At 67.8% G+C, this 22,712-nt stretch carries 23 protein-coding genes; 3 read left to right on the forward strand and 20 right to left on the reverse strand.

Going from position 1 to position 22,712, the window contains the following annotated elements:
* Positions 1–61: 61 nt before the first annotated feature.
* The 5 genes from AC5RV3_RS07145 to AC5RV3_RS07165 form a co-directional block, all read right to left on the reverse strand.
* Entirely contained in the window at positions 62–1,633 is a 1,572-nt protein-coding gene (locus AC5RV3_RS07145) for a transporter (protein ID WP_494121540.1), read from the reverse strand.
* The gene (locus AC5RV3_RS07150; RefSeq protein WP_494121541.1) at positions 1,615–2,577 is read right to left on the reverse strand and encodes an ABC transporter ATP-binding protein; all 963 of its coding nucleotides are present in this window, start codon (positions 2,575–2,577) and stop codon (positions 1,615–1,617) included. The genes AC5RV3_RS07145 and AC5RV3_RS07150 overlap by 19 nt, the downstream gene beginning before the upstream one ends.
* A 48-nt stretch (positions 2,578–2,625) precedes the next feature.
* Positions 2,626–3,738: an NADH:flavin oxidoreductase/NADH oxidase gene (locus AC5RV3_RS07155; protein ID WP_494121542.1), complete on the reverse strand. Its 1,113-nt coding sequence runs from the start codon at positions 3,736–3,738 to the stop codon at positions 2,626–2,628.
* Positions 3,739–4,704, reverse strand: a complete 966-nt coding sequence (locus tag AC5RV3_RS07160; RefSeq protein ID WP_494121543.1) for a tetratricopeptide repeat protein — start codon at positions 4,702–4,704, stop codon at positions 3,739–3,741.
* A 78-nt stretch (positions 4,705–4,782) separates the two neighbouring features.
* Positions 4,783–6,609 carry a DUF8094 domain-containing protein gene (locus AC5RV3_RS07165; RefSeq protein ID WP_494121544.1) on the reverse strand — a complete coding sequence of 609 codons (1,827 nt, stop codon included), beginning with the start codon at positions 6,607–6,609 and terminating at the stop codon, positions 4,783–4,785.
* Positions 6,610–6,930: 321 nt separating this feature from the next.
* On the opposite strand from AC5RV3_RS07165, the gene AC5RV3_RS07170 reads away from it, so the two are divergent.
* Entirely contained in the window at positions 6,931–8,247 is a 1,317-nt protein-coding gene (locus AC5RV3_RS07170; RefSeq protein WP_494121545.1) for an AI-2E family transporter, read from the forward strand.
* A gap of 9 nt (positions 8,248–8,256) precedes the next feature.
* Here the strand turns inward: AC5RV3_RS07170 and AC5RV3_RS07175 are convergent, their stop codons facing one another.
* The gene (locus AC5RV3_RS07175) at positions 8,257–8,583 is read right to left on the reverse strand and encodes an Rv1322 family protein (RefSeq protein ID WP_493989258.1); all 327 of its coding nucleotides are present in this window, start codon (positions 8,581–8,583) and stop codon (positions 8,257–8,259) included.
* A gap of 156 nt (positions 8,584–8,739) precedes the next feature.
* Here AC5RV3_RS07175 and nucS point away from each other — a divergent pair, with 156 nt between their 5' ends.
* Together nucS and AC5RV3_RS07185 are read left to right on the forward strand one after the other, a co-directional pair.
* Positions 8,740–9,435 (forward strand): endonuclease NucS, encoded by a 696-nt coding sequence (nucS, locus tag AC5RV3_RS07180; RefSeq protein ID WP_494113435.1) that lies wholly within the window; start codon positions 8,740–8,742, stop codon positions 9,433–9,435.
* A 311-nt stretch (positions 9,436–9,746) separates the two neighbouring features.
* Positions 9,747–9,950, forward strand: coding sequence for a cold-shock protein (locus AC5RV3_RS07185; RefSeq protein WP_136787594.1), 204 nt, complete (start codon positions 9,747–9,749; stop codon positions 9,948–9,950).
* 93 nt (positions 9,951–10,043) lie between these two features.
* Here AC5RV3_RS07185 and murA read toward each other — a convergent pair whose 3' ends face one another.
* From murA to AC5RV3_RS07255, 14 genes are all read right to left on the reverse strand, one after another.
* Entirely contained in the window at positions 10,044–11,324 is a 1,281-nt protein-coding gene (gene murA, locus AC5RV3_RS07190; RefSeq protein WP_494121546.1) for a UDP-N-acetylglucosamine 1-carboxyvinyltransferase, read from the reverse strand.
* An 87-nt stretch (positions 11,325–11,411) separates the two neighbouring features.
* Positions 11,412–11,843 (reverse strand): DUF2550 domain-containing protein, encoded by a 432-nt coding sequence (locus AC5RV3_RS07195; protein WP_493989254.1) that lies wholly within the window; start codon positions 11,841–11,843, stop codon positions 11,412–11,414.
* 6 nt (positions 11,844–11,849) lie between these two features.
* Positions 11,850–12,146, reverse strand: coding sequence for a F0F1 ATP synthase subunit epsilon (locus tag AC5RV3_RS07200; protein ID WP_494121547.1), 297 nt, complete (start codon positions 12,144–12,146; stop codon positions 11,850–11,852).
* A 5-nt stretch (positions 12,147–12,151) separates the two neighbouring features.
* The gene (atpD, locus tag AC5RV3_RS07205) at positions 12,152–13,615 is read right to left on the reverse strand and encodes a F0F1 ATP synthase subunit beta (RefSeq protein WP_493979722.1); all 1,464 of its coding nucleotides are present in this window, start codon (positions 13,613–13,615) and stop codon (positions 12,152–12,154) included.
* 58 nt (positions 13,616–13,673) lie between these two features.
* Positions 13,674–14,567, reverse strand: a complete 894-nt coding sequence (locus AC5RV3_RS07210) for a F0F1 ATP synthase subunit gamma (RefSeq protein ID WP_494113432.1) — start codon at positions 14,565–14,567, stop codon at positions 13,674–13,676.
* Positions 14,568–14,637: 70 nt separating this feature from the next.
* Entirely contained in the window at positions 14,638–16,275 is a 1,638-nt protein-coding gene (gene atpA, locus AC5RV3_RS07215) for a F0F1 ATP synthase subunit alpha (protein ID WP_494000121.1), read from the reverse strand.
* Between the two features lie 103 nt (positions 16,276–16,378).
* Positions 16,379–17,188, reverse strand: coding sequence for a F0F1 ATP synthase subunit delta (locus AC5RV3_RS07220; protein WP_493979719.1), 810 nt, complete (start codon positions 17,186–17,188; stop codon positions 16,379–16,381).
* Entirely contained in the window at positions 17,188–17,736 is a 549-nt protein-coding gene (locus AC5RV3_RS07225) for a F0F1 ATP synthase subunit B (RefSeq protein ID WP_493979718.1), read from the reverse strand. The genes AC5RV3_RS07220 and AC5RV3_RS07225 overlap by 1 nt, the downstream gene beginning before the upstream one ends.
* 48 nt (positions 17,737–17,784) lie before the next feature.
* Positions 17,785–17,988, reverse strand: a complete 204-nt coding sequence (gene atpE / locus AC5RV3_RS07230; protein ID WP_074701684.1) for an ATP synthase F0 subunit C — start codon at positions 17,986–17,988, stop codon at positions 17,785–17,787.
* A 65-nt stretch (positions 17,989–18,053) separates the two neighbouring features.
* The gene (gene atpB, locus AC5RV3_RS07235) at positions 18,054–18,860 is read right to left on the reverse strand and encodes a F0F1 ATP synthase subunit A (protein ID WP_494113431.1); all 807 of its coding nucleotides are present in this window, start codon (positions 18,858–18,860) and stop codon (positions 18,054–18,056) included.
* Between the two features lie 86 nt (positions 18,861–18,946).
* The gene (locus AC5RV3_RS07240; protein WP_493989248.1) at positions 18,947–19,219 is read right to left on the reverse strand and encodes a hypothetical protein; all 273 of its coding nucleotides are present in this window, start codon (positions 19,217–19,219) and stop codon (positions 18,947–18,949) included.
* Entirely contained in the window at positions 19,209–19,724 is a 516-nt protein-coding gene (locus AC5RV3_RS07245; RefSeq protein ID WP_494121548.1) for a Cg1360 family ATP-synthase-associated protein, read from the reverse strand. Before AC5RV3_RS07245 ends, AC5RV3_RS07240 begins: the two co-directional genes overlap by 11 nt.
* Before the next feature lie 89 nt (positions 19,725–19,813).
* Positions 19,814–20,827 (reverse strand): MraY family glycosyltransferase, encoded by a 1,014-nt coding sequence (locus AC5RV3_RS07250; protein ID WP_494121549.1) that lies wholly within the window; start codon positions 20,825–20,827, stop codon positions 19,814–19,816.
* Positions 20,824–22,710: a polysaccharide biosynthesis protein gene (locus tag AC5RV3_RS07255; protein WP_494121550.1), complete on the reverse strand. Its 1,887-nt coding sequence runs from the start codon at positions 22,708–22,710 to the stop codon at positions 20,824–20,826. Before AC5RV3_RS07255 ends, AC5RV3_RS07250 begins: the two co-directional genes overlap by 4 nt.
* Positions 22,711–22,712: the final 2 nt, after the last annotated feature.

The raw sequence follows: 22,712 nt of genomic DNA on the forward strand, positions 1-22,712 counted from the left end.
GACGACGGCGGAGCCCGGCTCCCCCGTCGTCGTCGCCCGCCGCTGCGGCCGGGTTTGTGTGCTATTTGTTTTTGGCCACGGCCTGGAGGAGTTCCGGCGTCCGGCGGTCGTACCAGCGGCCGCCCAGCTCGATGCCGACCACCAGCAGGACCGCGCCGAGCACGAGGCCGACCACCAGCGCCAGCCAGCCCCACAGCGCGTCGCCGGTGAAGACACCGATCAGCGCCAGCACCAGCTCCGGCAGCGAGAGCAGCACCAGCACGCCGAGGCCGCCGAGCTGGACCACCATCATCCGGGCGGTCGACCCGGGCGGGGTCTTGAACGGGCTCTCCCCCGGCAGCGGCACGTTGTAGGTGTAACGGGCCGAGACCAGGCTGGACAGGCCCAGGCCGGTCAGCAGCACGCCGAGGGCGACGCCGGAAACGGGCGGCAGCAGGTGCCACCCGCCGATGAAAACGAACGGCAGCACGGTCAGCACGGCGGTGGCCGGCAGCGCGATCACCGCGCAGGCCGCGGCCCGGCCGATCCGGTCGGCCCGCCCGCTCACGCCGGTGGTGACGTGCAGCGCGAACGCCGTGTTGTCGTAGGCGATGTCCGCCGCGATGCCGAAGGACAGCAGGAAGGCGATCATCGGGCCCAGCCACAGCATGAAGGTGAAGTCGCCGGTTTGCGCGAGGCCGAAGAAGACCGCCACCGGAATCAGCGGAATGGATACCAGCGACGCCCCGTAGCGGGGATCCTTGAACCAGTAGATGAGCGCGCGCGCCGCCACGGCTCCTGCCGGGGTGCCCGGCATCCGGGAGAACCAGCCCAGCCGGCCGCCCGCCTTCCGGGACACGGCGTTGTACGGCGGCGTGACCAGCGCACGGGCCAGGCTGAGCTTCCAGAGCCACGCCAGCACGGCCAGGAAGACAACCGCGATGAGCAGCCGGGCCCCGGCCGCGCCCCAGTTGCCCAGGGCCAGGTCGCCCGGCACGGCCCAGACCGCGCCCAGCGGCGACCAGGCCAGACCCTCGGTCAGGGCCGGCAGGAAGTCCTGCGAGCTGCGGAAACCCTGGACGATGCCGACCATGATCGGTCCCAGCAGCACCAGCGGGATGACGCCGATGACGCCGCTGAGATCCTTGAACCGGCGCGAGCTGGCCAGCGTCGTGGACGCCGACGTCGTCACGCGGGAGAGCACCACGCAGGTCAGCGTGGCGATCAGGGCGCACACGACGGCGGCCACGAGCGCCGCCGGGTGTTGCCACCACGCGGCCGCGTGTCCGAGCGCGGCCAGCAGCGTCACCACGCCCGGGATGCCGACCAGCCCGCCGATGGCGAGCCCGAGCAGCAGCTGGCGCATCGGCACGGCATAGGTCACGAACCGGGCCGGGTCCAGTGTCATGTCGATGCCGGTGGCCATCATCGGGATCAGTGCCCAGCCCAGGAAGGCCGCGGAGCCGCCCAGCACCACCACCATGCGCGCCATGTCCGGCTCCGTGTGGCTGAGGAAGAACAGCCCGGAAATCAGCAGGCCCAGCATGCCCACCGCGTACAGGCCGCCGAGGATCACGCCGACCAGTTGCCAGGGGCTGCGTTTGAAGCCGTTGCGCAGCAGCGCCGGCTTCAGCCTTACGAGGTGCGCAACCACTCGAGCCCCTCCGCCTGGGTCCGCCCGCCGACCAGCTGCACGAAGCGCTCTTCGAGGCTGGCACCGGCGCGCACTTCGTCCACGGTGCCGGCGGCCAGCACGTTGCCGCCGGCGATCACTGCCACGTGGTCGCACATGCGCTGGACCAGGTCCATGACGTGGCTGGAGACGATCACCGTGCCCCCGGAGTCCACGTAGTCGTGCAGGATGTCGCGGATGTTTGCCGCGGAGACCGGGTCTACTGCCTCGAACGGTTCGTCCAGCACCAGCAGCTTCGGCGCATGGATCAGTGCGGTGGCCAGGGCGACCTTCTTCGTCATGCCGGCGGAATAGTCCACCACCAGGGTGCCCGCGTCGTTGGTCAGGTCCATGGCCCGCAGCAGGTCCGGTACGCGCGCGGCCACGGTCTCCCGGTCCATGCCCCGCAGCAGACCGGCGTAGGTGACCAGCTGTTCGCCGGTCAGCCGGTCGAACAGCCGGACGCCGTCGGGCAGCACGCCCATCAGGCGCTTGGCCTTGAGCGGCTCGGCCCAGACGTCCACGCCGTGCACCCACACCTGGCCGTAATCCGGCCGCAGCAGCCCGGTGGCCATGGAGAGCGAGGTGGTCTTGCCGGCCCCGTTCGGCCCCACCAGACCGTAAAAGGACCCGGCGGGAACGTCCAGGTTGACGCCGTTGACGGCGATCTTGTCACCGAAACGCTTGGCCAGGCCGCGCACCGCCAGCGCGGGAACGGGAGCCTGGGCGGGTGCGGCAGCCGGCGCCGAGGCGAGGTCTCCGGGCGCGGGCGGGGTTCCCGGCGGGCTCCCGTGCGGGGCCCCGTCGCCCGGTACCGCGGTTCCCGGCGGGCTCCCGTGCGGGGCCCCGTCGCCCGGTACCGGTACCGCGCCGTTGTTCTGCTCGTCCGGCTGCTGGACCGGAGGTTGTGATGGGTGCGAAGTCATGTGTCCACGCTAACAACCGGGGGTTCACCGGGACGTCATCCCCAAGGACTAATATTTCTCCGTCACGGCGGCACGCTCGTATTGCGGCGCCCAGTCCAGTTCGTGGCCCAGTTCGACGGCGGCGCGCTGCCACCAGTGCGGGTCCCGCAGCGCCGCCCGGGCGAGCAGTACCGCGTCCGCCGAGCCCTCCGTGATGATGGAGTCGGCCTGCGCGGCCGTGGTAATGAGTCCGACGGCGCCGGTCGGGATGCCGGCCTGGCGCCGGATGGCGGCCGCGAAGGGCACCTGGTACCCCGGCTGCAGCGGGATCTTCGCCCCGTGCACCGCGCCGCCGCTGGAGACATCGACCAGGTCCACTCCCCGGGCTGCCGCCTGTTCCACCACGTCGGCCACGGCCTCCGGTTCCAGCCCGCCGTCCGACCAGTCGGAGGCGGAGACGCGGAGCAGCAGCGGCATGGCGTCCGGGATGACGCCGCGGACAGCCTCCACCACCTCCAGCAGCAGCCGGGCACGCTTGGCGGCCGTACCGCCCCAGCCGTCGGTCCGGGTGTTGACCAGCGGCGAGAGGAACTGGTGCAGCAGGTAGCCGTGGGCGGCGTGGATCTCCATGGTGTCGAAGCCGGCCCAGACGGCACGGGCCGCCGCGTCGCGGAAGTCGGCGATGACCTGCCGGATGCCGGCCTCGTCCAGGGCGTCCGGCGCCGCGTAGCGTCCAAAGGCCTCACCCGTGGAGCCCACGGTCCGCCACCCGCCTGCGGCAGGCGGCACGGAGCCGGATTCCGGGGCGAAGGGCGCGTAGGTCGACGCCTTGCGCCCGGCATGGGCCAGCTGGATCCCGATCCTGGTGTCCGCCGAGCCGTAGCGGTGCACGAACTCCGTGATCCTGCCCCACGCCTGGGCCTGCTCGTCCGTCCAGATGCCGGTGTCCTCGGGACTGATCCGGCCGGTGGCGTTTACCGCGGTCGCCTCGGTGAGGATCAGCGCGGCCCCGCCGGCAGCGAACTGTCCCAGGTGCATCAGGTGCCAGTCGTTCGGAGTCCCGGGCGCATCCTCGCGCCGCACCGAGTACTGGCACATCGGCGCCACCCACCCGCGGTGCCTGAGCTGCAACCCGCGCAGTCTCAGCGGCTCGAAGAGGCCGCCGGCCACAGCCTGCGCCATTTAGAAGAGCGCCCTGGCCAAGGCCTGGCGTGCCTTGGATACCCGCGGGTCGGTGGCTCCCACCACGTCGAACAGCTCCACGAGGCGTGCCCGGGCGGTCTCCCGTTCATCCCCGGCATGGCGGCTGATGAAACCCACCAGGCGGGCGAAAGCGTCCTCCACATGGCCGCCCGAAACGTCCAGGTCGGCGACTGCCAGCTGGGCCTGCAGGTCGTCGGGCCGGTCGGCGGCAGCGGCGCGCAGCCCGGCCGCATCGGCCCCCTGAAGCCGCTGCAGCAGCTGGACCTGGTACAGGCCGGTACGGGCCTCGTCGTCCGCCGGCTGTTCGGCCAGGGCCTTCTGGTACGCCGCGGCGGCACGATCGAAGTCGCCGGCCTCGATGGCATCGAACGCTTCCTGGTGCAGCGGCGGCAGCGGCTTCTCTTCCTCGGCCGGAGCCTCCCCGGCTCCGGGGGCCGTGCCGGTCACGCCGTTGGCCTGGGCCACCTTGAGCAGTTCATTGACGAACTGCCGCAGCTCGTCGGCCGTGGCGGCCCCCTGGAACAGCGGGATCGGCTGCCCCTTCAGGAGCGCGACGGCGGCGGGCACGCTCTGCAGCTGAAAGGCCTGTGCGATGCCGGGACTGGCATCGACGTCTACCCGGGCCAGCACAAAGCGGCCGGCGAACTCGTTCGCCACCTCCGCCATGGCGGAGGCCAGCTGCTGCGCAATATCGCTCCACGACGCGGTCAGTTCCACGATCACGGGGACCTGTGCGGACAACTGGACGAGCGCCTGGAAGCTCTGCTCGTTGACCTCGACGATGTAGCCCGGTGCTTCGCCTTCGCCCGCTGCCGGCGCCCCGGCGGCCGGGGCCGGCATGCCTCCCGCCGGCGGCTGCGGCTTTTTCAGCGCGGACAGGTCGACGGCGCCGCGGAGGCTGACGGAAGACGGCGCGGGGCCCTGTCCTGGAGTTGGAGTGGTCATGACATCACACTAATACGTCTCGGTCGGCGTCCGGAATTTCCCGACCGGGCCGGCGGCGCGGCCCGGTCGGGCGCGGACCTACTTCAGCTCGGCGTCCACCAGGCCCTGGGCAACGCCCACCAACGTGAGCCGGTCCTCGGAGCCGGCCGGCGGCACGTACAGGAAGACGGACTCACCGTAGGTCACGTCCACGCCCTCCGTGGTGGAGTCATCCCCGGCCAGCGCCGCGAACTCGGGCGAGAGTTCCACGGTGGCACCGGCTTCGGCCGGCAGGCTGCTCATCACCGACTCCATGTGGCCGAACACTACGGCGCCGCCGTCGGCGGTGCCCAGCGCACGCAACGAGCCGTCGTCAACGCTGCGGCTGAAGGAGATGTCGGCGTTTTCGTTGGACTTGACCTGGTCTTTCTGGAACGCCTGGATCTGCTCGGAGAAGGTGTTCTTTCCGATCGCGTCCTTGTGCTTGCCGTCGTCGAGATTCTCGGCGACCATTTTCACGGCCGCCTGCGGCGAGTACAGCAGGCCTTCCTCGGCGTCCGGCGCCACGGCCGGTGTTCCGCCGCTCTCGGTGGAGACCTGCGGGAACGTAGTGCCCGGCAGCATCTGGAGCGCGCCCACCATCCGGTAGTTCGAGCGCGGATCCTGCTGCACCAGCACGATCACCTGCGGCACCGGGTTGTCCTCGCCCTCCGTGACCGTCACGACCGTCCGCGGCCACTCGGCACTCGTGCTGACCATCGAGGTCAGGATCGGCCCGGCGGCCACCGGAACGGGAGCCGCCGCCTCGCCGTTTTCAGCCCGCACCTTGTAGTTGGCCTCGCGGACGGTCAGGGCGGCCCCGGCGACCCGCGGCTTCAGCTTGCCGGAGTCCTGCGCCGAGTCGGCATCCGAGACTGCCGCTGCCACGGAATCCATGATCCGGGTCAATTGGCCCTCCAGCACCACCGGGTGGCCGGCGGCTTCCCCGGCGTCCTGGGAGGGAGCCGGAGACGCGGCCTGGGCGGGAAGCACCGCGCCGGACGCCAGGACCATGGCCGCACCCGCCGCGGCGGCGGCGCGCAGGCCCAGCTTCGGGCGGACCATCAGGGAACGGCGGCCCGCCGACCGGTCGCCCTCTTCGGGCTTTTCCAGGCCGGCGCCTCCGGGCACGGCCTGCCCGGAACGTTCGGCCGGGACGCCGCGGCCCGGCTGTGCCAGCGCCGCCGTTTCCGGGACGCCGCGGCCCGGCTGTGCCAGCGCCGCCGTTTCCGGGCCGCCTGCGTCCGGCCGGCCGCTTCCGCCCCGGGGGTCGGAGTCGTCGCCGGGGACGGGCCGGTTCGGACGGCGGGACACCACGGCCATCGCCACCCCGAGCACCAGCAGCAGGGCGCCGATGATCATCAAGGCCAGCGACCACGGCACGGAGGTGTCGTTCGGCCAGGTGACGGTCACCGTGGTCGGCGCCGGCTCGGTGCCGTCCGCGGCCAGCAGGATGGACCACTCGCCGTCGGCCGGGGCCACCCACCGGTGCTCAAGGCTGCCCTCGGCCTGCTGCTGGCTCACCCAGAGGTCGGACCCGGCCGGGTTCGGCACCTTGGCCTCACCCTCGGTCACGGTCCCCTGCAGCTGCCCGTCCTCGATGCCGGTCAGGGAGGTGTGCGCTGCCTCTCCGACCCAGGCCTCGACGTCGCCCGCGCGGCCGATGGCCAGCAGGAACTCGCCGTCGGCCTCCACTGACACGTCCACTTCTTCTTCGTGGACACCGAAGACTTCCGGCTCAATGACGGTCACGGGGGCGGTTGCATCGGCTGCCGTGTAGGTGGCCGATGCGCGCTCGGGCGGTGCCCAGACGGTCCGCTGGGCGATGCCCAGCGCGATGGCCAGCAGGCCGATCACCATCAGGGCAACTGAAATCTTAAAACGCACAAAAATACCAATCGTCGATCGCTGCAGGAAGGAAGGGCCGCAGGGACGCCCAAGCCTTCAGGGGCCGGCAGGGTGCCCGCCATCGGTCATGCTTTATAACCCTATGGTAACGAACCCTTTCCGCCGCCCGTGCGCGGCCGGATTACTCCGTCCGCCGCGGGCAACCTTTTGCCCTTTTGCCGCCGTCATCCGATGCCACACCATACCGGACTGGTAGTCTTTCGCTCAGAATTGCCCCTATCCTGCGCCGTTGTTGCTTAGCGCGCGACGAGCGCGCCCGCCCGTTGCTTCAGCGGCTGCAGGCGGAAGAGAGGATGCTGCGTGAGCGAACACCGGGATGCTCCCACGCCCGCTGGCGGCAACGGACCGCCGGCCGAGGGCCTGCCGGCTGACGTCGATGCACCCGTGCCGGATCCTGCCGCGGCGCCGGCGTCACCCGCTTCGGCGCCGGTCATGGCGGCGCGCCGGCATGCGGTCCTGGGCGCCCTCGGGCGCATCGGGGCGTCCATGCCCCGTGCCCGGCCGCGCGTCCGCTTCCAAATGCCGCCCGAGGACGACTCACCCGCCGCCGCCCGCGACGGGCGCGTCAGCACCGACTTCTCCCCCGCCCGGCACCCGATCCATTTCGGATTCATGGCAACGGTCGGAGTCGGCTTCGCGCTGCTGCTCTACTTCGTTCTCACCAACGTCGGTGAATTGCTGGCGTGGATCGCGGCGGCACTCTTCATTGCCTTGGGGCTCGATCCGATCGTCCGCTGGCTGGAAAGCAAGGGGCTGCCGCGTCCGGCCGGCGTCATCATTGTGGTGCTGATCCTGGCCGGGTTGATCGCGGCGTTCATCTCCACGCTGATCCCGACCATCGTCAACCAGACCACCCAGATCGTGGCCAACGCTCCCCGCTATGTCGAGGACATCCTGAACTCGGCCTTCTTCCAGACCATTGATGAGCAGTTCCAGGTCCGGGAGCGCATCGACATCGAGCTGGAGAGGTTCTTTGCCAGTTCGGAGAACGTCACGGGGATCTTCGGCGGCGTCCTCGGCGTCGGCAGCGCCGTCCTCCAGGGAGCGTTCGGGGCGCTGATCGTGCTGGTGCTCACGCTGTACTTCCTGGCATCGCTTCCGGCGCTGAAGGTCTGGGCCTACCGGCTGGCCCCGCGGTCCAAGCGGCGGCAGGTGCAGCGCCTGTCCGAAGAGATCACCGGCAGCGTGGGCAGCTATGTGATCGGCCAGGCCTGCGTGGCGCTGATCAACGCGGCGGTGGCATTCATCGCCATGAGCATTGCGCAGGTGCCGTTCACCGCACTGCTGACCTTCGTCGTCGGCCTGCTGGCCTTCATCCCGCTGATCGGCGCCGTGATTGCCGGCGTGTTCGTCTCGCTGGTTGCCCTGACCGTTGGCTGGCAGCCGGCGGTGCTGTTCGCCATCATCTACTTTGCCTACCTGCAGATCGAGGCGTACTTCGTGTCGCCGCGCATCATGCAGCGCGCGGTGGCCGTGCCCGGGGCCGTGGCCGTGATTGCCGTGATTGCCGGCGGTTCGCTGATGGGTGTGCTGGGCGCGCTGATGGCGATTCCGGCCGCGGCATCGGTGATGCTGCTGCTGAAGGACGTCTTCATCGTCCGGCAGGACCGGAACTGACGGATCCGGTCAGCGGTAGCGGAAACTGCGGGTCTGCCAGCAGCGCGGATGCCAGTGCCGCCGCTCGGCCAGCGCCGTCTCGCCACCGAACAACGAGTCGGCTTGCCAGGCGACCAGGTGCTCGATGCCCGGTCCGATCGTCCGGTTGCAGCCCGGGCAGGTGTACTCCTTGGCGGCGTTCGGCGGGGTGATCCGCCGCACGTTCCATTCGCCGTCGGGCGCGTTCTGGCGCTCCGGGATGCCCGCGCGGGCGCGGTCCAGGTCCAGCTCGTTGGCCCGCGTCCACTTGCTGCTGCCCGTGCCTGAGCGGCGGCGCGGGCGGTTGGAACGGGGCATGCCACCATTCTGCCCCACCGGCGCGGCCCGGACCGAACCGCGCCCGTCCGCACTTGAGCCGGGACGGTCCACAGGTGCCGGGCGGTCCACAGGTGCCGGGCGGTCCAGACATGTGCCGGACCGACCACGCACCGGGCACCGGTAAAGTGGCCTACTGTGCGTCTTGTCATTGCCCGTTGCTCCGTTGATTACATCGGCCGTCTCCGCGCCCACCTGCCGCTGGCCACCCGCCTGCTGATGGTGAAGGCTGACGGCTCCGTCCTGATCCATTCCGACGGCGGTTCCTACAAGCCGCTTAACTGGATGAGCCCGCCGGCCAATCTCCGCGTGGCGGAGCCGGAGGCCGACGACGCCGACTCGGGCGTCCAGGAAGTCTGGCACGTCCAGCACGCCAAGAGCGACGACCGCCTGGTGATCAGCATCCACGAGCACCTGCACGAATACAGCCACGATCTCGGCGTCGACCCGGGGCTGGTCAAGGACGGCGTGGAGGCCGACCTGCAGCGCCTGCTGGCCGAACAGATCCACCGCCTCGGCCCCGGCCACACGCTGGTGCGGCGGGAGTACATGACGGCGATCGGCCCCGTGGACATCCTGGCCCGCAACGCCGACGGGGGCACCGTGGCCGTCGAGCTCAAGCGGCGCGGCGACATCGACGGCGTGGAACAGCTGACCCGCTACCTGGAGCTGCTCAACCGCGATCCTCTGCTGGCTCCGGTCAAGGGGATTTTCGCGGCCCAGCAGATCAAGCCGCAGGCGCGGGTGCTCGCCACCGACCGGGGCATCGAATGCCTGACCCTGGACTACGACGAGATGCGCGGCGTGGACGACGCCGAATCCCGCCTGTTCTGACGCCCCGGGAGTCGCAAAACAACGCGCGCTTCCTGCAGGCCGGCGCCCCCCGGCCCGGCACTTAACCGCGGATCGAACTCTTCCTTAATAAAAGATTGAATTGTCCTTTGTACCGTTGACCGCCCATGGGGCTTATGTGATGCTTAACTCAGTCTTTGTGTAGGTGTGGTTTTCATGCTCGCAAGACGTGTTGCGAGTGTGAAGCTCCACGGCGTCCGGCCCGCAGGCCGTGTCGTTTGGATCTTCCACGGAGTAACCGGGTTGGTACGAGGTGTGCCGGCTTGTTTTTGTTCCACGATGAGGAGATTTAAATGGCACAGGGGACCGTTAAGTGGTTTAACGCGGAAAAGGGCTTCGGCTTCATCACACCGGATGAGGCCGACGGCGACGTCTTCGTTCACTACTCTGAAATCCAGTCGGGCGGATTCAAGACCCTCGACGAAAACCAGCGCGTGAGCTTCGAGATTGGCCAGGGAGCCAAGGGCCCGCAGGCCACCGGCGTCACCGTCATCTAGCCGCTTACGCCTAGCGGAGCGGGGCCGTCCACGCCACCGCACCGTTGCGCAGAACCCCTCCGATGCTTTCGGAGGGGTTCTTCTTTTCCGGCGTCAGGCGGGCAGCTTCGGCGGTCCCAGCCGGACCACGTCTCCGCCCAGGGCGCGCAGGCGCTCGTCGAACCGCTCATATCCCCGGTCGATGTGCTCCACGCCGTGGATTTCGGTGGTGCCGTCGGCCACCAGCCCGGCGATGACCAGCGCGGCACCGGCGCGGATGTCGTTGGCCTCCACGGGGGCGCCGGAGAGCTGCGGTACCCCCTTAATCAGCGCGTGGTGCCCGTCCAGCCGCACCACCGCTCCCAGCCGGGCCAATTCGGAGGTGAAACCCCAGCGCGCCTCGAACACGTTTTCCGTCACCATCCCGTGCCCGTCCGCGACGGCATTCAGCGCGACGACGAACGGCTGCAGGTCCGTGGGGAATCCGGGGTACGGCAGCGTGGAGACGTTGATCGGCCGCGGCCGCTGCGGTCCTTCCACCGTGAAGCCGTCGTCCCTGCTGGTGATCCGGCACCCGGCCTGTGCCAGCTTGTCCAGAACCACGGCCAGGTGGCCGGGATTGGACCTGGCCACGTCCACTGTCCCCCCGGTGATGGCGGCGGCGAAGGCCCAGGTCCCGGCGACGATCCGGTCCGGCACGGTGCTGTGGTGCACGGGGTGCAGGCTCTCCACGCCGGTGATGACCAGCGTGGGCGAGCCGATTCCTTCGATCCGGGCGCCCATCGAGACCAGCAGGTCGGCAATATCGGTGATCTCCGGTTCCCGCGCCGCGTTGTCGATCACCGTCACTCCCCGGGCCAGGGTCGCGGCCATCATCAGGTTTTCGGTGGCGCCGACCGACGGATACGGCAGGCGGTGATGGGTGCCGTGCAGCCCTTGCGGCGCCTTGGCCACCAGGTAGCCGTGGTCGATGCTGATGCGGGCGCCCATCTGTTCCAGCCCGGCCCGGTGCATATCCAGGCCGCGGCTGCCAATGGCATCTCCCCCGGGCAGTGCCACTTCCGCCTGCCGGCAGCGTGCCACGAGCGGGCCGAGCACGGAAATGGATGCCCGCATGGCGCGGACCAGGTCGTAGTCGGCCTGGTGGGCCGGTGCGGCAGGGACGTCGATATGGACACTGGCGGCGTCGACGTCGTAATCCACCGCGCAGCCGAGCCGGCGCAGCAGTTCCGACATGATCCAGACGTCCTGGATGTCGGGCACATTCGTGATCGTGGAACGGCCCTCAGCCAGCAACACCGCGGCCATCAGCTTCAAGACGCTGTTCTTGGCGCCGGGAACCTCCACCCGCCCGTTGAGCGAGCTGGGCCCGTGCACCACAATCACGTTCTCCATGAAAAACCATCCTAGGGTTGATGCACGGCTGTGCTGGTTAAAAGGCGGACGGCGCGGCCCCCGGGAGAGCCGCGCCGCACATTGGTCTTAACGCCAGGTGCCGATGCCGATCACCGGTCCGGCTTCCAGCCAGGACGAGAGACCAGCGTAGACGTCGAAGGTCATTGCCATCGACAGATCCTGTTTTTCGTGCGTGAGCATCACGACGATCGCACCGGGCTGGATCTTGGCCCGCTCGGTTTCGGTCGGTTGCCGCCAGCCCTGCAGTTCCAGCGAACTGCGCCGGAACCGGTAGCGCGGCTTGGGACTCAACGACAGCAGGCGCAGCCATTCCAGATGCGTGTCCGTATAACGACAAACCCCCATCTGCCAGCTGCCGGGCAGCATGGCGATGGAGGCGTCGAAGGTGCCCAGGGCGCGCCGCAGTTGGTAGCGGCGCACCCCGAAGGCGACCAGTGCCAACACCAGCAGCAGGAAGACTGCGGCCAGTATGGCGAACGTGACGTCGAGACCGTTCACCGGCGGCTAGCGGGTTCCCGCCGTAACCCCGTCGCCAATCGTCGCATTGTCTGCGACGATGACAACCCGGTTGCTGTCGACGGAGAAGAACCCGCCGTCGACATTCACGTTGATGCGCTCACCGGAGACCGGCTCGATGGCCAGCTCGCCGGCGGCCAGGACTGCCAGCACCGGGCTGTGCCCGGGCAGGATCCCGATCTCGCCGTCGCTGGTCCGCGCCCTGACCATTGTCGCCGGACCGGACCACACGAAGTGGTCCGCGGCAACAATTTCAACTTCCAGTTCAGCAGAAATGTTAGCCACAGGCCTTACTTCCCGGTCTGTTCCTGGATCTTGGCCCACTGGCGCTCCACGTCGTCCAGTCCGCCCACGTTGAAGAAGGCCTGCTCGGCGATGTGGTCGAGCTCGCCGTCGCAGATGGCCCGGAAGCCTTCCACGGTGTCCTTGATGGAGACCGTGGAACCCTCGACGCCGGTGAACTGCTTGGCGGTGTAGGTGTTCTGCGACAGGAACTGCTGGATGCGGCGGGCACGGGCGACGACGATCTTGTCCTCTTCGCCCAGTTCGTCAATGCCGAGGATGGCAATGATGTCCTGCAGTTCCTTGTTCTTCTGCAGGATCTGCTTCACGCGGACCGCGGTGTTGTAGTGGTCCTGCCCGATGTACTGCGGATCCAGGATGCGCGAGGTCGAGGTCAGCGGATCCACAGCCGGGTACAGGCCACGGGAGGCGATTTCACGGGACAGTTCCGTGGTCGCGTCCAAGTGGGCGAAGGTCGTCGCCGGAGCCGGGTCGGTGTAGTCATCCGCGGGGACGTAGATCGCCTGCATCGAGGTGATCGAGTGGCCCTTGGTGGAGGTGATGCGTTCCTGCAGCACGCCCATCTCGTCGGCCAGGTTCGGCTGGTAGCCCACGGCCGAGGGCATGCGGCCCAGCAGTGTGGAAACCTCGGAACCGGCCTGCGTGAAGCGGAAGATGTTGTCGATGAACAGCAGCACGTCCTGCTTCTGCACATCGCGGAAGTACTCCGCCATGGTCAGGGCGGACAGGGCCACGCGCAGTCGCGTTCCCGGCGGCTCGTCCATCTGGCCGAACACCAGGGCGGTGTCCTTGAGCACGCCGGCTTCTTCCATTTCCACCCAGAGGTCGTTGCCCTCGCGGGTACGCTCGCCGACGCCGGCGAACACCGAAGTACCGCCGAAGTTGCGGGCCACACGGGTAATCATTTCCTGGATCAGCACGGTCTTGCCCACGCCGGCGCCGCCGAAGAGGCCGATCTTGCCGCCCTTGATGTAGGGGGTCAGCAGGTCGATCACCTTGATGCCGGTCTCCAGCATCTCGGTGGAGCCTTCCAGCTCGGCGAAGTTCGGTGCCTTGCGGTGGATCGGCCAGCGCTCGGTGATTTCCAGCTGGGATGCTTCGACGTCCAGCGGCTCGCCCAGGACGTTGAAGATGTGGCCCTTGACGCCGTCGCCCACGGGCACGGTGATCGGGGAGCCAAGGTCCTGGACCGTGGTGCCGCGGACCAGGCCGTCGGTGGCCTGCAGCGAGATCGCGCGGACCAGGTTGTCGCCCAGGTGCTGCGAGGTCTCGAAGGTAATGGTGCGGGTCTCGCCGTTGAGGGTGACCTCAGCGGTGAGGGCGTTGTACATTGCGGGGATTGCGTCCGCCGGAAATTCGACGTCGACAACCGGGCCGATGACACGGGCGATACGGCCGGTAGCGCCCGTAGCGACGGAACCGGTTCCGTGCTCGATGGTTTGGGCAGTCATCTTTCTCACTTCTCAGTTTCGATGGCGTGGTTATGTGTGCTGTTGCTGCAGGGACTTCTCAGGACGCCGCCAGGGCGTCCGCGCCACCGACAATCTCGGTGAGTTCCTGCGTAATCTCTGCCTGGCGCGCGTTGTTGCGCAGCCGGGTGTACTTCTCGATCAGGTCCGTGGCATTGTCGCTGGCCGACTTCATCGCGCGCTGGCGTGCGGCCAGCTCGCTGGCAGCGGCCTGGAGCAGGGCGGCAAAGATACGCGACTCGATGTAGCGCGGCAGCAGTGCGTCCAGGACCTGCTCGGGCTCCGGCTCGTACTCGTACAGCGGCAGCAGATCGGTCTCTGCGGTGGCCTCTTCTTCCACGACTTCCAGCGGCAGCAGTCGGATGACCGCAGGCTCCTGGGTAACCATGGACTTGAAGCGGGTGTAGACGATATGGAGCTCGTCTACGCCACCTTCCTCGTACGCCGTGTTGAAGTCGGAGAGCAGTGCCTCGCCGATCTCGCGGGCGGTCGCGAACTCCGGAGCGTCCGTTCCGCCCGTCCAGACCTCCTGGTACTCAATGTTCCGGAAGTCGAAGTAGGCCTGTGCCTTGCGGCCGACCAGGTAGTGGCGGACTTCCTTGCCCTCTCCATGAAGCAGCTCGGTCAGGGACTGGGCCTGCTTCAGCACCGACGCGGAGTACGATCCAGCCAGACCGCGGTCGGAGGTCAGCACGAGCACGGCGGCCCTGCGGATCTGCTCCGGCTCGGTGGTCAGCGGATGGTCGATCTCGGACTGCGAGGCCACGGCAGAAACGGCACGGGTGATCGCATTGGCGTACGGCAACGAGGCCGCGACGCGGCTGCGGGCCTTGCCAATGCGTGAGGCGGCGATCAGCTCCATCGCCTTGAAGATCTTCCGCAGCGACGAAGTCGATGCGATCTTCTGGCGGTAGACCCGAATCTGGGCTCCCATACTCTTCCTTTCCTCGTCCTCGGCGGCCGGACGGAACCGTTAGTGGTTCCGCCCGGCCAACGAAGATGAATTAGCGCTTCTGCTTGACGATCTGTTCCTGGGCGACTTCGTCTTCGGCCAGGGGGTCGTACTCTTCGTGGCCGGCGCCAACCAAGCGGCTGTCGCCCTCCCCGAAGAAGCCCTGCTTGAAGTCCACGATCTGCGACTTCAACTCGTCCACGGTGGAATCCTCGAGCAGATTCGTCTGGGCGATCGTCGTCAGCACCGAGCTGCGGTGCCGCAGGTGCGAGAGGAACTCGGTCTCGAAACGGGTGACGTCCTCGACCGGAACATCGTCCAGGTAGCCGTTGGTGCCGGCCCAGATGGACACAACCTGGTTTTCCACGGGGTAAGGCGTGTACTGGCCCTGCTTCAGCAGCTCCATGAGGCGGGCACCGCGGGTCAGCTGCTGGCGCGACGCCGCATCGAGGTCCGAGGCGAACATGGCGAACGCCTGCATGTCCCGGTACTGGGCCAGGTCCAGCTTCAGCGTGCCGGAGACCTTCTTCATGGCCTTGACCTGTGCCGCACCGCCCACGCGGGAGACGGACACGCCGACGTCCACGGCGGGACGCTGGTTGGCGTTGAACAGGTCGGACTGCAGGAAGATCTGGCCGTCCGTGATGGAGATGACGTTGGTCGGGATGTAGGCCGAGACGTCGTTCGCCTTGGTCTCGATGATCGGCAGGCCGGTCATCGAACCCGCGCCCAGCTCGTCGGAGAGCTTGGCGCAACGCTCCAGCAGGCGGGAGTGCAGGTAGAACACGTCGCCCGGGTAGGCTTCGCGTCCCGGCGGGCGGCGCAGCAGCAGCGACACGGCGCGGTAGGCTTCGGCCTGCTTCGAGAGATCATCAAAGATGATCAGGACGTGCTTGCCGGAGTACATCCAGTGCTGGCCGATGGCCGAACCGGCGTAGGGCGCCAGGTACTTGAAACCGGCGGGATCGGACGCCGGGGACGCCACGATGGTGGTGTACTCCAGCGCACCCTTGTCCTCCAGGGTCTGGCGGACGGCGGCGATGGTCGATGCCTTCTGGCCGATCGCCACGTAGATGCAGCGGACCTGCCGGTTGACGTCGCCGGACTCCCAGTTGGCCTTCTGGTTCAAGATGGCGTCGACGGCGATGGCGGTCTTGCCGGTCTGGCGGTCGCCAATGATCAGCTGGCGCTGTCCGCGGCCGATCGGGATCATCGCGTCGATGGCCTTCATGCCGGTCTGCAGCGGCTCGTGCACGGACTTGCGCTGGGTAACGCCCGGGGCCTGCAGCTCCAGTGCGCGGCGCTCGTGCGATTCGATCGGGCCCTTGTCGTCGATGGGAAGGCCCAGCGGGTCCACGACACGGCCGAGGAAGGCATCGCCGACCGGTACGGACAGGATCTCACCGGTGCGGTGAACTTCCATGCCTTCTTCGATGCCGGTGAATTCACCGAGGATCACCACGCCGATTTCGCGGGTGTCGAGGTTCTGGGCCAGGCCCAGGACGCCGTTCTCGAAACGCAGCAGTTCGTTCGCCATGGCCGAGGGAAGACCCTCGACACGGGCGATGCCATCGCTGGCGGTAGTCACGTGGCCGACTTCGACCCGCTCGGCGCTTCCGGGTTCATAGGACGCCGCGAACTCGTTCAGCGCATTGCGGACGTCGTCGGCGTTGATGGTCAATTCGGCCATCTGCAGTCCCTGCTCTCCTGTGTTTATGATCATCGCGTGGTGCGCGACGACCGGTGTGTTTTTCAGTCTGTGTAAGGCTTCCGGCCCAGTCTCCGTGAGGAGACTAAACCGCGAGACTCCGGCGGAGCTCGGCCAAGCGGGAGATCACGGACGCATCCACGACCTCATCCCCGACCATGACCCGCACTCCGCCAACCAGCCGTGGATCTACGTTGAAGTGGATCCGCAGCTCCCGGCCGTACAACCGGTTGAGCCCGGCCTGCAGGCGGCTCATCTGTTCGCTGGTCAGCGGACGGGTAACGCTGACCTCCGCGATCCAACGCTGCTGGCGCTTGGCCACCAACTGGATGAACCGCTCTACCAGGGCCGTGGGCTTGATGCCGCGCGGGGCGGTCACCGCCTGCCGGATCAGCAGCTGTGCCACGGGACCCGCGGCCGGCACCAGCTTCAGTGCCAGCGCCGACTTGGCTTCGTCCGATGCCTGGGGTTCAAGCAGGGCACGCTGCAGGTCGTGGTCCGACCCGACAATGCGGTTGAACGCGAACAGGTCCCTCTCCAGACCTTCGAGTCCGTCAACACCCTGGCCCTCTGCAACGGCGACAGCCGTGGTGGCCGCCAAGGTCTCCAAGGCGTCCCCGATGTCGCGCGCAGAGGCCCAACGCGCGGCAGCCAACGAGGTCGCGATGGCCCGGGCATCAGCCGAGACCTTACCCTCGAGGAGGCGGCCGAACATGTCGGCCTTCTCCGTGCTGTCGCGCGCCGGATCGGTCAGGGCACGGCGCAGACCGGCATTGCTGTCCAGCAGGCCCAGGATCCCAAAGAGTTCCTCTGCCAGGGACAGCGAAGCGGTGGGAAGCTTAGCCTCCAGTTCCTGCTGTGCCGCTTTCAGTGACTCGCTCGATACACCGGCCATTATTTAGCAGCACCTGCACTCTGAGACTCAAGGTCGGCGAGGAAGCGGTCCACGACGCGGGCAGCGCGTGCGTCGTCGTTCAGCGACTCGCCGACAATCCTGCCGGCCAGTTCGGTGGCCAGGGTGCCGACTTCGCTGCGCAGCGATGTCACGGCTGCCTGACGCTCTGCGTCAATCTGGACCTGGGCCTGCTCGCTGATGCGTGCAGCCTCTGCCTGGGCCTTTTCCTTCAGCTCCGCCAGGATCTGGGCGCCTTCGGCGCGGGCGTCCTCGCGGATGCGGTTGGCTTCCGCGCGGGCGTCCATCAGCTGCTGCTTGTACTCGTCCAACGCAGCGCTGGCTTCAGCCTGGGCGGCCTCCGCCTTGGCGATCCCGCCCTCGATGGCTTCGGTGCGCTCCGCATACGTCTTCTCGAACGCCGGAACGACGAACTTGGCGACGATGTACATGAGAATCGCGAAGCCGATCAGCGTGACGACGATTTCCCAGATGTTAGGGATCAGAGGGTTGGCACCCTCCGCGGCGGCGAGGATCATTGCCTGATTCATATCTCACCCGTCCTATCTACTCGGTGTGGATGGTCCGCGTTGCCCTGGTTAGAGGACGAACGCGAACACCAGACCAAGAATGGCCAAAGCTTCAGTCAGCGCGAGACCCAGGAATGCGATCGGCTGCAGCACGCGCTGTGCCTCCGGCTGACGGGCAACGCCGTTGATGTAAGCAGCGAACACGAGGCCCACACCGATGGCACCGCCGATAGCGGAGAGACCGTAACCGACGAGGTTGATATTGCCTTCCATTATTTTCCTTTCAAGATGCCCACGCGGGCAGGTTGTTGGTTCAGGTTCTTCCCCAGCGGGGAAATTTAGTGTTCCTCGGCCAGGGAGCCTTGGATGTAGATCGCGGTCAGCAGGACGAACACGTACGCCTGCAGGACCTGGATCAGGATTTCGAAGAAGTACATGCCCACGCCGCCGGCGAGGGTCAGGATGCCCAGCGGCTTGAGCCAGAAGTCGGCATCCATGATCAGGAATTCGGATCCGGCGGCGGCCAGCATGATGATCAGGTGGCCGGCCAGCATGGTGGCGAACAGACGCAGGCTGTGCGTGACCGGGCGGACCAGGAAGGTGGAGATGATCTCAATGAGGACGACCAGCGGGAGGATCGCCTTCGGCACGCCGGACGGAACGACGGCGAGCTTGAAGTAGGCGATGCCGTGCTTCTTGATGCCCAGCGCGATCCAGGTGATATAGACGACGCCGGCCAGGGCGTAGGCCGTGCCCACGTGGGACGGGGTCGGCAGCTGCAGCAGCGGGATGGAGCCGAAGAGGTTGTTCACCAGGATGAAGAAGAACAGTGCCATCAGCAGCGGGACGAACGGCTTGAAATCGCGCTCACCGATGATGTCCTTGCCCACCGAGTTGCGGACAAAGTTGTAGCTCATCTCGCCCAGGTGCTGCAGCTTGCCGGGGACAAGCTGGCGGCGGCGGGAGGCCGCCACAAAGAACCAGGAAATCAGTGCAACGGACAACAGGACCAGCAGCATCTGCTTGCCGAAACCCTCACCGTACGGGGCCATCCACGGGAGAACCTCCGGTAGATGCATATCTTCGAGGCTCGGTGGGACGAAGCCACCTTCATCAGCGGCCGCCGGAAGCGCAAGCGCGATCAACGCGTTTCCTCTCTGCAGTGTCCATCTTTGGGCGTTTCAGGGTGGGTCGCCATCGAGGCAGGCCACCATATGAAGTTTTCTGACATTTAGGTGTGGTCCCCCGCGCCGTCCTCATGGCGGCGCCGGGCGCCGCGCGTGAGGTTGTGTTTGCGGGCCAGATAATATCCGCCTCCAGCGCCCAGAACGGCACCGGCGAAAATCAGCCAGCGGGTATCCAACAGATAGTCCAAACCCCAGCCTATCAAACCCCAGGCGATGATCCCGCCAAGGATATAGGTGAGGACGGTGTTGCCGCCCTGGTAGGTGGAGTCGTCGCCGGAACCGCTCCGCGCGGGGCCGGAAGTGCCTTTAGCTGCCATGTCCGGTCTCCCCTTTCGTGTGCGGCCGGCTGTCTGCCGGGTCCGGTTCGGGATCGGCGTACAACTGGTGGCGGGTCCGCGAGAAGGCGAACACTTCTGCCGCCTGCCAGACCACCACGGTGGCCACCGCCGCCACGAAGAACCAGGTCCGCTCGAGCCACATCGGGGTGCCGATGAGGAAGAGCGCGGCCCCAAAACCCACCACTTTGATGATGTAGGTGGCAATGAAGGCGCCGATGGCGCCGGAAGGATTCGACCGTCCCACAAAATGGCCCACCAGCAGGCTGATGGCGAAGAACAGCACGACCAGCGCCGCGCCGAGCAGGGCACTCAGCGCACCGGCCGCACCCGCGGCCAGCGTCGACATCACGATGATCAGCACGGCGGTTGCGCCGCCGGCGACCAGGGCGGACCGCAGGATCTTCAACCACGGCGACCGCGTGGGACCGGATGCAGCGACAGCTGCGCCAGCGGCGGGGTAGCCGTCGTGGCGGGAAGCGCGCATTGGAAGTCCGTTTTCGATCGCTGTGGGGGCCGGAACGGCCGGGTTTATTCTACATGAGATAGAACTTGCCGACGAGTCGGGCCCGGCTGTTACGCCGGCGGTCTTGCGGCGTTTGAAGAGCGGCGGCTGAAGAGCACCGGCGCGCGCAGGTAGAAAACGACGACGGCGGCGCACGCGGCGATGGCTGCCGCCTTGCCCGCGAGGACCGATTCGGCCGCCAGGTAACCGCAGAAGCCGGTCAGCAAGGAACAGCCGGTGACCAGCAGCGCCGACTGCACGTGGCTGAAGCCCACGTCCGTCAGCCGCTGGTAGGCGTGCTGGCGGTGGGGCGCGTACCACCGCTCCCCCGCGCTGATCCGGCGCAGCAGCGTGGCGAGGGTGTCGGCCAGGTAGATGGCCACCGGTCCCAGCAGGTACTCCGCTGGCACGCCGTCCAAAAAGGCGGTGATGCCCAGCATGGTCAGGCTCGCCCCCAGCAGGTAGCTGCCGACGTCGCCCAGAAAGACGTTCCCGCGGCCCAGGTTCCACGGCAGGAACGCCACAAACGCGGCCGCCACCACGGTCCCGCCGACCACGAGCCAGCCGTGGCCGGTGACGGCCCCGGTAGCGGCGAACATCAGTCCGACAGCCAGGCCGTGCAACCCGGAAATCCCGTTGATGCCGTCCATGAAGTTGGCGATGTTGATGTAGGCCGCCAGGGCCAGGGCGCCCAGCGGCAGCCACCACCAGGTCTGGCCGGTGAGTCCAATGGCCAGCGCGGTGCCGCCGGCTCCGATGCCCAGTTGCAGCGCGGCCCGTCCGCGGATGGACAGTCCCCGGAAGTCTTCGATCCAGCCCAACAGCGCGGCGGCGGCGGACACCCCGGCGACGGCGAGCAGCAGCCGCGGCGCGTCGGCGGCACCCCCCAGCGCCGCGATCAGCAGCCCGGCCAGCAGCCCGGCCGCCACGGTAATGCCCACCCCGCGGACTACGACGCGGGTGTGCGAGGACCGCTCGTTCGGCACGTCGAGTACGCCGAGCCGCTTAAGCATCGGGATCAGCGCGACCGGCAGCAACAGGCTGAGCAGAAGGGCCGCGGCAACGGCCACCACGGCTGCGGTCACGACGCCCGCTCCCGCCCGTCGGCCTTGAGTCCGGCCTCGAGTTCGTCATCGGCGGCCGCTGCCGCCGGGACCACGTCCATCGCGCCCGTCGAGGCCGCGACCAGGTCCTGCCGGCTCTTCCACTCGGCCAGGCTCATCCGGTCCGGGTCCAGCCCCTCGATGGAGGCGTGCGAAATTTTGGGGTGCAGCGGCCGGGAATCGCTTTCGCCCTCCCCGATCAAGTCCTCGTGCAGCTTCTCGCCGGGGCGCAGGCCGGTGAAGACAATTTCCACGTCCTTGCCCGACATCGCGATCATCCGCTCGGCGACGTCCAGGATTTTCACCGGTTCGCCCATGTCGAGGATCAGCACTTCCCCGCCGCTGCCAATGGCGCCGGCCTGGATCACCAGCTGGCAGGCTTCCGGAATCGTCATGAAGAACCTCGTGGCCGCGGCGTCGGTGACCGTGACCGGACCGCCCTTGCGGATCTGCTCGCTGAACAGCGGCAGCACCGAGCCGCGGCTGCCCAGCACGTTGCCGAACCGGACGGAGACATACTTCTGCCCGGTTTCCTGCGCCACCCAGGCCGTCAGCTTTTCCGCCACGCGCTTGGAATGGCCCAGCACGGTGGTGGGGTTGGCGGCCTTGTCGGTGGAGATGTTGACGAAGGTCGCCACGTGCGCGGCGCGGGCGGCGCGCAGCACGTTCAGCGAACCGAGCACGTTGGTCTTCCACGCCTCCTCCGGATACTGCTCCAGCAACGACACGTGCTTGAGCGCCGCAGCATGGAACACGACTTCCGGCTTGCGGTCCAGGAAGATGGCCTCGAGGGCGGCGGGGTCGCGGATGTCGGCCAGCACGGTGTCCCTGCCCGTGAGCAGGCCCTTGCCGGTGATCGAGATCTGCGTGCCCTGCAGCCCGGTCTCGTCGCGGTCCAGCATGATCAGCTCGGCCGGCTGGAACGCGTGGATCTGGCGGCACAGCTCGGAACCGATGGACCCGCCGGCGCCCGTGACGAGCACCCGCTTGCCGGTGACGTAGTGGGCAATCTCTTCGACGTGGATGTCCACCGGCTGCCGCCCGATGAGGTCCTCGATGTCCACCTCGCGGAAGGAGAAGTCCTGCCGTCCGGTGAGCATCTCCTTCAGCGGCGGTACCACCAGCACCCGCATGTTCCGGCCCGCGATGCTGTCGGAGATCTGTCGCATCCGCGCGGAGTCGATGTCCGCGATCGCCACCAGCAGCACGGTCGCCCCGGTGCGGTGCGCGATCTCCGGCAGGTCCTCCATCCGGCCCAGGACCGGGACGGAGGCGATGCGCAGGTGCTTCTTGGCCGGATCGTCGTCGATCAGCCCCACCGGCAGCCACGGCGAGGCCGGGTCGTTGCTCATCCGGGTCACGATGTTGTTGCCGACGAACCCGGCGCCGTAGATCAGCGTCCGCTCGGCCTCGTCGCCCGGCTTGGCTTTGCTTTCCACGTACATCCGCTTCAGGTAGCGGACGGCGGCCATGAACAGGCAGGCGAAGGGGAAGGCGATCAGGCCGGTGCCGCGCGCGATCCCCAGCGAGATGCCGAACAGCAGCAGTCCGACGCTCAGGATCAACGACACCGAGATGGTCACCATGACCAGCAGCTTGGCCTCGTGGAAGCTGCCGAAACTGTAGCGCCCCTTATAGAGCGCGAAGGCGGACCCGACGGCCATTTGGGCCGCGATGGCCACCGCGCAGAGCAGGATGATGCCCGGGACCTTGGTCAGGCTCAGCGTCATCTCGTAGCGCAGGAAGACGGCCAGGACGATGGCCAGGACCCAGGCCAGGGAGTCCAGCAGGATCTGCGACCAGAGCCACAGGGCACGGTCGCTGCTGGCGGTCTTGCCGCGGGGAAGAGCGGAATCGCGGCTCATGC

Source organism: Arthrobacter sp. Y3221114 (genome assembly GCF_059092625.1).

Coding starts and splice junctions, on each gene's coding strand:
- AC5RV3_RS07175 (WP_493989258.1), bottom strand. CDS start 8,583: ATGCCCCGTTCCAACCGCCCGCGCCGCCGCTCAGGCACGGGCAGCAGC.
- AC5RV3_RS07155 (WP_494121542.1), bottom strand. CDS start 3,738: ATGGCGCAGGCTGTGGCCGGCGGCCTCTTCGAGCCGCTGAGACTGCGC.
- atpE (WP_074701684.1), bottom strand. CDS start 17,988: ATGGAAGGCAATATCAACCTCGTCGGTTACGGTCTCTCCGCTATCGGC.
- atpD (WP_493979722.1), bottom strand. CDS start 13,615: ATGACTGCCCAAACCATCGAGCACGGAACCGGTTCCGTCGCTACGGGC.
- AC5RV3_RS07225 (WP_493979718.1), bottom strand. CDS start 17,736: ATGAATCAGGCAATGATCCTCGCCGCCGCGGAGGGTGCCAACCCTCTG.
- AC5RV3_RS07210 (WP_494113432.1), bottom strand. CDS start 14,567: ATGGGAGCCCAGATTCGGGTCTACCGCCAGAAGATCGCATCGACTTCG.
- murA (WP_494121546.1), bottom strand. CDS start 11,324: ATGGAGAACGTGATTGTGGTGCACGGGCCCAGCTCGCTCAACGGGCGG.
- AC5RV3_RS07150 (WP_494121541.1), bottom strand. CDS start 2,577: ATGACTTCGCACCCATCACAACCTCCGGTCCAGCAGCCGGACGAGCAG.
- AC5RV3_RS07160 (WP_494121543.1), bottom strand. CDS start 4,704: ATGACCACTCCAACTCCAGGACAGGGCCCCGCGCCGTCTTCCGTCAGC.
- atpA (WP_494000121.1), bottom strand. CDS start 16,275: ATGGCCGAATTGACCATCAACGCCGACGACGTCCGCAATGCGCTGAAC.
- AC5RV3_RS07240 (WP_493989248.1), bottom strand. CDS start 19,219: ATGGCAGCTAAAGGCACTTCCGGCCCCGCGCGGAGCGGTTCCGGCGAC.
- AC5RV3_RS07245 (WP_494121548.1), bottom strand. CDS start 19,724: ATGCGCGCTTCCCGCCACGACGGCTACCCCGCCGCTGGCGCAGCTGTC.
- AC5RV3_RS07255 (WP_494121550.1), bottom strand. CDS start 22,710: ATGAGCCGCGATTCCGCTCTTCCCCGCGGCAAGACCGCCAGCAGCGAC.
- AC5RV3_RS07220 (WP_493979719.1), bottom strand. CDS start 17,188: ATGGCCGGTGTATCGAGCGAGTCACTGAAAGCGGCACAGCAGGAACTG.
- AC5RV3_RS07185 (WP_136787594.1), top strand. CDS start 9,747: ATGGCACAGGGGACCGTTAAGTGGTTTAACGCGGAAAAGGGCTTCGGC.